This window comes from Parafrankia sp. BMG5.11 (genome assembly GCF_004337455.1).
In genome coordinates this window covers 1-8,474 of the sequence record NZ_SJXI01000197.1, presented here as the reverse complement: position 1 = coordinate 8,474, position 8,474 = coordinate 1, and the positions used below count along the sequence as shown (strand labels likewise).

The 8,474-nt window shown below is 70.6% G+C and carries 5 protein-coding genes; 3 read left to right on the top strand and 2 right to left on the bottom strand.

Features of this window, described 5'->3' with window-relative positions:
* Positions 1-48: 48 nt before the first annotated feature.
* Positions 49-519, bottom strand: coding sequence for a MarR family transcriptional regulator (locus tag E0504_RS49840; protein WP_112106726.1), 471 nt, complete (start codon positions 517-519; stop codon positions 49-51).
* A 135-nt stretch (positions 520-654) separates the two neighbouring features.
* On the opposite strand from E0504_RS49840, the gene E0504_RS49835 reads away from it, so the two are divergent.
* Both E0504_RS49835 and E0504_RS49830 read left to right on the top strand, forming a co-directional pair.
* Positions 655-2,406 (top strand): ABC transporter ATP-binding protein, encoded by a 1,752-nt coding sequence (locus tag E0504_RS49835; protein WP_131628123.1) that lies wholly within the window; start codon positions 655-657, stop codon positions 2,404-2,406.
* The gene (locus E0504_RS49830) at positions 2,403-4,319 is read left to right on the top strand and encodes an ABC transporter ATP-binding protein (protein WP_131628121.1); all 1,917 of its coding nucleotides are present in this window, start codon (positions 2,403-2,405) and stop codon (positions 4,317-4,319) included. Before E0504_RS49835 ends, E0504_RS49830 begins: the two co-directional genes overlap by 4 nt.
* Positions 4,320-4,392: 73 nt before the next feature.
* Here E0504_RS49830 and E0504_RS49825 read toward each other — a convergent pair whose 3' ends face one another.
* Positions 4,393-6,501 carry a hypothetical protein gene (locus E0504_RS49825; RefSeq protein ID WP_131628119.1) on the bottom strand — a complete coding sequence of 703 codons (2,109 nt, stop codon included), beginning with the start codon at positions 6,499-6,501 and terminating at the stop codon, positions 4,393-4,395.
* A gap of 224 nt (positions 6,502-6,725) precedes the next feature.
* Between E0504_RS49825 and E0504_RS49820 the strand changes: the two genes are divergently transcribed.
* Positions 6,726-8,327, top strand: a complete 1,602-nt coding sequence (locus tag E0504_RS49820) for a gluconokinase (protein WP_235014063.1) — start codon at positions 6,726-6,728, stop codon at positions 8,325-8,327.
* Positions 8,328-8,474: the final 147 nt, after the last annotated feature.

The following is an 8,474-nucleotide window of genomic DNA, read 5'->3' as shown; positions in this document are numbered from 1 at the left end:
CAGCTGAACAAGCGGTAACACAACGCAACAGCTGTCGGGCGCGACGCGTCAGGGCGTGTCCGCGGCGCCGGGGGCTGAGGGCACACCGGCGGTGGGTTGACGCCGGTCGAGCAGCCCGGCCAGGACCTCGAGCGCGTCTCTCACCCGCTGGATGTCGGCCGGGTCGGTGCTGCCGATCGCGGCGGCGAGGGTGTCGTCGATGGGCGCCGAGGGCCGGTCCTCGGCACGGCGCAGCGCCTCGGCCGAGGGACGGACGAGTGTCCTGCGACGGTCGTGGGGGTCGCTGACGGTCTCCAGGGCCCCGACCTCGCGCAACCGGGCGACGCACGCCGAGACCTGGCTCTGCGGGAACCTGACCCGCGCGGTGATCTCCGAGATCGAGCTGTCGGGGTTCCCGAAGACGTCGAACACGACCGCGCGCGTCGGACCGGACATCCGGTGGAGCCCCATCTCCGGGATCGCCTGCTCGCCAAGCTTCATCAGCCTGCGACCCAACTGGAAGAGCTCGAATCCGTCCATGGCAACCTTACAGCAACAGCGATGCATCTCTCAGAGATGCATCTACCTTGATGGAAGTGGATCTGTCCGGCTAGTGTTACAGCCGCTCAGTCCGCGTACGGTCCGCGGGCCACCCGACCGCCCCTGTGAGTCTTCGTGCTGATTCGCCTGCTGCTGCGCTATGCGCGTCCGTACCGACGGGCCACAGCTCTGGTGGCCATCCTCCAACTCGTCCAGACCGCGGCGGCGCTCTACCTTCCCGACCTGAGCGCCGACGTGATCGACAAGGGTGTCCTGACCGGCGACACCGGCCACATCTGGCGGGTCGGCGGCGTCATGATCGCGGTGTCCCTGGTGCAGCTCCTGTGCGCGATCGCCGCCGCGGTGCTGGCGGCCCGGGTGGCGACGTACCTGGCGCGTGACATGCGCGCCTCGCTGTTCGGCCACGTGCAGTCCTTCTCCTCGACCGAACTGCACCTCTTCGGCGCTCCGTCGCTGATCGTCCGGACAACCAACGACATCACGCAGATCCAGGTCCTCGTGCAGATCACCCTCGCGTTCATGATCACAGCACCGATCATGTGCGTCGGCGGCGTCGTCTTCGCGCTCGGCCAGGACGTCCCGCTGTCGCTCCTGCTCGTCGTGATCGCCCCGCTGCTGGGCGCGGCGATCCTGGTCATCCTGCGCCGCATGACACCGCTGTCAGCCACGCAGCAGAGCACGACGGACTCGGTGAACCGCATCATGCGTGAGCAGATCACGGGGCTGCGTGTCGTCCGGGCCTTCGTCCAGGAGGACCACGAACACGCGCGCTTCGCCGCGGCCAACACCCTGCTCACCGACGTGTCCGTACGGGCCGGCCAGCTCATGGCTCTGATGTACCCGCTGGCGACCGCGGTCGCGAGCCTCGCCGGCGTCGCCGTCGTGTGGTTCGGCGCATTGCGCATCGACTCCGGGGCGATCGGCGTCGGGACGCTGTCGGCGTTCCTCGGCTACGTCATGCAGATCCTCGGAGCGGCCATCATGGCCACCTACCTGCTGCGCATGCTCCCCCGGGCGGAGGTCTGCGCCGGACGCGTCCGCGAGGTGCTCGGCACCGCGAGCACCGTCGTCCCGCCCGCCACAGCCGTCCCGCCCGCCACAGCGGTGCCGGCTCTCACCCGGCGCACACACGTCGAGCTGCGTGGCGTGGGATTCCGGTATCCGGGCGCGGAGGCGGCCGTGCTCAGTGATGTGAACATCACCGCGGGCCCCGGCGAGACAGTCGCGATCATCGGCAGCACCGGCAGCGGCAAGAGCACCCTGCTCAGCCTGATCCCCCGGCTGGCCGACACGTCCGAGGGCATGGTCCTGGTGGGCGGCGTCGACGTCCGCGCGCTCGACCGGGCGCTGCTGAGCCGGACGATCGGCTATGTCCCGCAGCGGCCCTCCCTGTTCTCCGGAACCGTCGCCACGAATCTGCGTTACGGCGACCCCGAGGCCACCGACGACGAGCTGTGGCGGGCCCTCGACATCGCCCAGGCCCGGGCGTTCGTCGAAGCGCTCCCCGAAGGTCTGGACGCGCCGGTCTCGCAGGGCGGCACGAATCTCTCCGGCGGCCAGCGCCAGCGGCTCGCCATCGCACGCGCCCTGGTCGGGCGGCCGGCGGTGTACCTGTTCGACGACTCCTTCTCCGCCCTCGACAACGCGACCGACGCGCGGCTGCGGGCGGCGCTGGCCCGCGAGACGGCGGAGTCGGTGGTCGTCATCGTGGCCCAGCGGGTGAACACGATCCGCGGTGCCGACCGCATCGTCGTGCTCGACGAGGGACGGGTGGTCGGCGTCGGCACCCACCACGCACTGCTCGCCGGGAACGCGACCTACCGCGAGATCGTGCTGTCACAGATGACCGAGGCGGAGGCCGCATGAGTCGGAATCGCGCCGCCCGGAATCACCCCGCCCAGGGCCTCGGCGCCGCGACGGGCGGCCCGCGCCGGCCCGACAGGTCCGCGGACTCCCGCGGCACCGTGCGCCGGGTGTGGCAGGCGATATCCCGGCAGCGAGGACTGCTCGTGGGCACGGCCGTCTCCGGTGTCGCCAGTGTCGTCCTGACCGCTTCGGGCCCATGGCTGCTCGGCCGCGCCACCAACCTTGTCGTCGAAGGCACGCTGGGCCGCCAGCCCGACGCGGCGCGGTCTCCGGCCGGTGTCACCGACGGCGCCGCGGCAGCCGGTTCCGGCATCGACTTCGACGCGGTCGGACGGGTGCTGCTGTACGCGACCGCGGTGTCCGTGGCCGCCGGGTTGTGCGCCGTGGTCCAGGCGTGGACGGCCAACCTCGCCGTGCAGCGGGTCACCCGGCAACTGCGCGAGGACGTCGCCATCAAGATTTCCCGGGTGCCCGTCTCCTATTTCGACCGCCAGCGCCGCGGCGAGATCCTCAGCCGGGTCACCAACGACATCGACAACCTCGGGCAGAGCCTCCAGCAGGTGTTCGGGCAGTTCGTCATCCCGCTGTTCAGCATCGCGGGAATGCTGGCCGCGATGTTCTGGATCTCATGGCTGCTGGCGCTGATCGCGCTCGTCACCGCCCCGCTGTCCCTCGTCGCCGTGACGGCGCTCGGTAAACGGGCCCAGCCCTTCTTTCTGGAGCAGTGGAAACAGACCGGGCGACTCAACAGCCACATCGAGGAGATGTACACCGGCCACGCCCTGGTCAAGGTTTTCGGGCGCGACCAGCAGGCGATGGACGTCTTCATGGAGAGCAACGACGAGCTGACCGGGGCGACCTACCGGGCGCAGGCGGTGTCGAGCGCCATCCAGCCGGCCATGATGTTCATGAGCAACCTGAACTACGTCCTCATCGCGGTCGTCGGCGGGGTGCGGGTCGCCGCCGGCGCGCTGACGATCGGCGACATCCAGGCGTTCATCCAGTACTCCCGCCAGTACAGCCAGCCGCTGGCGTTCCTCGCCAGCATGGCCGGCACCGTGCAGTCCGGCGCAGCCTCGGCCGAACGGGTCTTCGAGATCCTCGACGCGCCCGAGGAGTCACCGGACCCCATCGAGGCGAACCAGCCGGCATCGACCGTCACGGGTCGGGTCGCGTTCGAGAACGTGTCCTTCCGGTACATCCCGGACAAGCCGCTCATCGAGAACCTGTCGCTGACCGCCGAGCCCGGTCACACCATCGCCATCGTGGGCCCGACCGGCGCGGGCAAGACCACGCTGGTCAACCTGCTCATGCGTTTCTACGACGTCGGCGAGGGTCACATCACCCTGGACGGCGTCGACATCGCCACGATGGCGCGGGCCCGCCTGCGTTCCAGAGTCGGCATGGTCCTGCAGGACACCTGGCTGTTCAGCGGAACCATCGCCGAGAACATCGCCTACGGCGCACGGGGAGCGACCCGCGACGAGATCGTCGCCGCGGCGACGGCCGCCCACGCCGACCGGTTCATCCGGACCCTGCCCGACGGCTACGACACAGTGATCGACGACGAGGACTCCGGGCTCAGCGCCGGCGAGAAACAGCTCCTCACCATCGCCCGGGCGTTCCTCGCCAGACCCGCGATCCTCATCCTCGACGAGGCCACCAGCTCCGTCGACACCCGCACCGAAGTTCTCATCCAGGAAGCCATGGCCCGGCTACGGGAAGGGCGCACGGCCTTCGTCATCGCCCACCGGCTGTCCACCATCCGTGACGCGGACACGATCGTCGTCATGGAGGACGGTGCCATCGTCGAGCAGGGCACGCACGATCGCCTCGTCGACGCCGACGGCGCCTACACCCGCCTGTACGCCGCGCAGTTCGCCGATGCGGCGGCCCGGATCGGCTCGGACTGACCTGGGCCTACCGGCCGCTGGAGCCAGTGGTCCGGGCCAGCAGGCCGCCAGTACGGCACACACCACGCCTGGTTCAGGGCCAGGCGATGAAGCCTTCGTGGCGGATGGTCCAGCTGCCGTCACGGGGGAAGCCCGGGAGGTCGGTGCCGGCGCCCTCCCAGCCAGCGACCATGAGCGACACGGCCGCGAGCAGGCCGCCGTTGGCGGGAAGATAGATGGGGAGGAAGCTGCCCATCTGCGGGCAGTGGCCGGTGGGCAGGTACCGGTTCTTCGGACGGTCCATGAGGAGCGCGTCCACCGCGAGGTCGGGGCGGCCGATGCGCGTCGCCGTCATCGCCATGACCGGGAAGTCCCAGCCCCACGCGGAGTCCCACTGCCAGGTGTCCCGGACGGCGAGGAGCGTCGTCTCCATGGTGGCGGCGTCGATGAGGGGGGTCACGGGCACGACACCGAGAGCGCACAGCATCGAGGGATGGTCGTCGCGCCGCAGATAGGGCTCCGTGGCGATCGCCGAGTAGACGCCCGCCTCCTGGCGGGGCGGCGCCATGCCGTCCTGGATCTGCTGCCACTGTGCGTTTCTTCCCAGGCCGAGGCGTTCGCGCCACCGCTGGGCGATTTCCAGGCCCCACCACCAGTAGGCCAGCTCGAAGGTGGGATCTTCGGTGGTCCTGGCGTCATAGAACTCCTGGGCGGGGACCAGCGGGGCGGGCAGGTGGTAGGTGCCTGAGCGGTCCTCGACGAAGGAGGCCATGAACAGAGCCGTCTCCTCGACGAGCTCGGCGAAACGAGCCACCAGCCGTTCGCGTTCCGGCCCGGTGCGGCTGCGGTGGAGCAGCTCGAGGAGGTAGAGGAGATGAGGCTGCTGCCAGATGAGCAGCGCCCCGATCTCGGAGGGGCTCTCCCTGCCGTCCGGACCTACCTGCTTGGGCCAGCGCGCCCCGGCGTAACTCTGTCGCTGTGCGGTTGCGCGGGCCGAATCCAGGATTGACAGATACCAGTCCAGGCTGCGTTCCAGGAGATCGGGACGGCCCCACGCGGCGAAGTGCGCGGCATGCCACCAGTGCATCTCGAGGTGGAACTTGCCCTGCCAGGAGTTGGTGACCAACCCGGTTTCCTGCGGCGGGACGGTACCGGAGCAGTTGACCGCGGTCAGGTACTGGGACAGCACCACCCGCCGTTCCAGCTCGGCCGCTCTGGGATCGGTGCTGCCGGCGACATCGATCGCCGCCCCCGACGTCCAGAAACGGCGCCACGAATCCGCCGCCGCGCTCCGGACGGGCGCGAACTCCGCGCGCTCGTGCGCCCAGCTGTCGCCGGGAGCGAAACCGGCCACGAGCTCCAGCGCGGCGGACGACGCGGTCAGCACGAACTCGTGCGGCTCACCGGTCGGGCTGATCCGGCCCTCCGACCAGTCCAGGCGCAGCGTGTACGCGGTGTCGTCGAGTGTCCGGTCGAGGCGGCAGGACTGGTCGCCGAGCAGGTGCAGAGCCGTTGTGTGCCGCTCGGGTGCGCTCCAGTCCGAGGTCCGGAAGAAGTCGTCGCTGGCGTAGGGGAACCGGAGGACGACGGCGGCCCGGCCGTCGGCGAGCAGCTCGGATTCGATGCGGAACGCGACGCGGGAGTCGCGCGGATCGGCGACCGTGCTGACCCGCACCTCGTGCCCGGCGTACTCGAAGACACTGGCGAGCTCGCCCGACCACAGGTCGAGGCGCTGACGCGGATTCGTGAGCGCCCCGGGATCGCTCTCGGGAGCGGCGTCGGGATCCGGCCGCAGGACGAGTCCGATGCGGCCCAGATCAAGGCGCTGGGGATTACAGTGCAGCCAGGTTCCGGCGCGGTGCTCCTCGGCGATCTCGCCGGTGAACATCGCCATCATGTCGAACTTGTCGGGGTACTCCACCGGCCCGCGGGCGGTCTGGTAACCGGTCATCGCGTCGGCGAGCACGAACCCCTCGGGGTTGGGCATGGAGTGCCAGCCCCACGTCGACATCGTCGCGGTGTTCACGGCCAGGCGTTTCTCCGGGTGGGCGGCGGCCTGGTCGTGAAAGGCCGGGAAGGTCTGCATGCCGGTGATGTCGGCGGTGAAGGCAAAGTCGCCGTTGCCGACCGTGATCGCCGCCGCCGCGTCGGCCCGCACCAGCTCGACGTTGTGACGGCGGACGACAGCCTCTCGGTCAATCATGCTCAGCCTTTCCGCCCATGCAAACCCAATCGCGGGCCCCAGGCGCACGACCCGTCGATACTAGCTCGCGCTAGTTTCTGGAGGCCACGCTATATTGGTGTCCTAGCGCACGCAAGCTGTCCATAATCCAGTAGGCGGCACGGCACCGCCAGGGACCCTCCTGCCGTCCGCCACGAGAAGCAACCCGTCCGCGCCCGGATCTTCTACTCTGGTACAGGGAGAGCATGAGACGGCCCTCCACAGCAGCCGCATCCGGTGCCGGGGTTGACGTGATCCTCGGCGTCGACGTCGGCACGACCGCCACGAAGGTCGTGGCCTTCGACCCGGACGGTCGCGAGCACGCCAGTGCGAGGGTCGGCTACCCCCTGCTCGAACCCCACCCCGGCGAGGCCGTGCAGGACCCCGACGTCATCAGGGGGGCGGTGACCGAGGCGGTCAGAGGGGCGGCGCGGCAGGCCGGGAACGCCGGTCACCGGGTCAGCGGCCTCTCCTTCTCCGCCGCGATGCACACGCTCATCGGCATCGGCGACGCCGGCCGGCCACTGACCCCGTCACTCACCTGGGCGGATGCCCGGGCGGCGACACAGGCCGAACGGCTGCGCGCCACCCACGGCCTGGAGCTGCACCGCCGGACCGGCACGCCGACGCACCCGATGTCCCCGCTGGCCAAGCTCGTGTGGTTCCGCGAGCAGGACCCGGAGACCTTCGCGGCGGTGCGCCGCTGGGTGGGGATCAAGGAGTACATCCTCGCCGACCTGTGCGGCGAGTGGCTCGTCGACCACTCGGTGGCATCCGCCACCGGGCTGCTCGACCTGGCCGCCCTCGACTGGGACGGCGAGGCGCTGGACGTCGCCGGCATCGACCCGGCCCGACTGTCCCGCCTCGCCGCGACGACCGAGGTCCTCCCCCGCCTCACCCCGGCCGCGGCCGCGGCACTCGGGCTGCCGGCCGCGACGCCGGTGGTCGTCGGCGCGAGCGACGGGGCACTGGCGTCGCTCGGGGTGGGAGCGGTGCACGGCGGGGTCGCGTCCTGCTCGATCGGGACGAGCGCCGCGATCCGGGTGATGGTCGACCGGCCGACCGTCGACCTGTCCGGGCACCTCTTCTGCTACGCCCTCGCGCCGGAGCGCTGGGTGGTCGGCGGGGCCATCAACAACGGCGGGCTGGTGCTGCGGTGGGCACGTGACGCACTGGCGCCCGACCTGGAGGACGAGCCGGCCGTGCTGGACATCGCGGCCCGGGCCCCCGCGGGGTCCGACGGGCTGCTGATGCTACCCTACCTGACCGGGGAGCGGGCGCCGCACTGGGACTCGCTCTCCCGCGGGGCCTACGTCGGGCTGACCCGGGGGCACCGCCGCGAGCACCTCGTCCGGGCGGCACTCGAAGGGGTCTGCCTGCAGCTCGCGCTGGTCGCCGAGTCCATCCGGGCCGCCGGGATCGAGGTGCGCGAGACGCGGGCCACCGGCGGTTTCGCCCGCAGCGCGCTGTGGCGGCAGATCCTCACCGACGCCCTCGGCATGGACGTCGACTTCCCCTCGACCCGTGAGGGCACGAGCTTCGGCGCGGCACTGCTGGGGATGGACGCCCTCGGCATGGTCGAGAACCTCGACGTCGCGGCCGACCTCGTGCAGGCCGGTGAGAGCCACCGCCCCGAGCCGGCGTCCGCTGCCACCTACCGCGCGCTGCTCCCGGTCTTCGAGTCGCTCCATGAGGCCCTCGTCCCGGCGTTCCGCACGCTGCGGGACGTCGCCCAGCGCCCGTCTTCTGCCTCGGCGAGCTCTGCCTCAAAAAGCTCTGTCCCGGAGAACCAGGTCTCGGAGAACTAACGGGGCTTCGCCCCAGCCCGACGAGCATGTTGCTGTGGTCCGGCTGTGATCGTGGGCTCCGGCCGGGCGGTGTGACGGGTTGACGATGAACCCGCCTGTGATGCCGCTACCTGGCGGCGGTTGGCCTGAGTACCTGTCCTGAATCTT

Coding starts and splice junctions, on each gene's coding strand:
- E0504_RS49820 (WP_235014063.1), top strand. CDS start 6,726: ATGAGACGGCCCTCCACAGCAGCCGCATCCGGTGCCGGGGTTGACGTG.
- E0504_RS49830 (WP_131628121.1), top strand. CDS start 2,403: ATGAGTCGGAATCGCGCCGCCCGGAATCACCCCGCCCAGGGCCTCGGC.
- E0504_RS49840 (WP_112106726.1), bottom strand. CDS start 519: ATGGACGGATTCGAGCTCTTCCAGTTGGGTCGCAGGCTGATGAAGCTT.
- E0504_RS49825 (WP_131628119.1), bottom strand. CDS start 6,501: ATGATTGACCGAGAGGCTGTCGTCCGCCGTCACAACGTCGAGCTGGTG.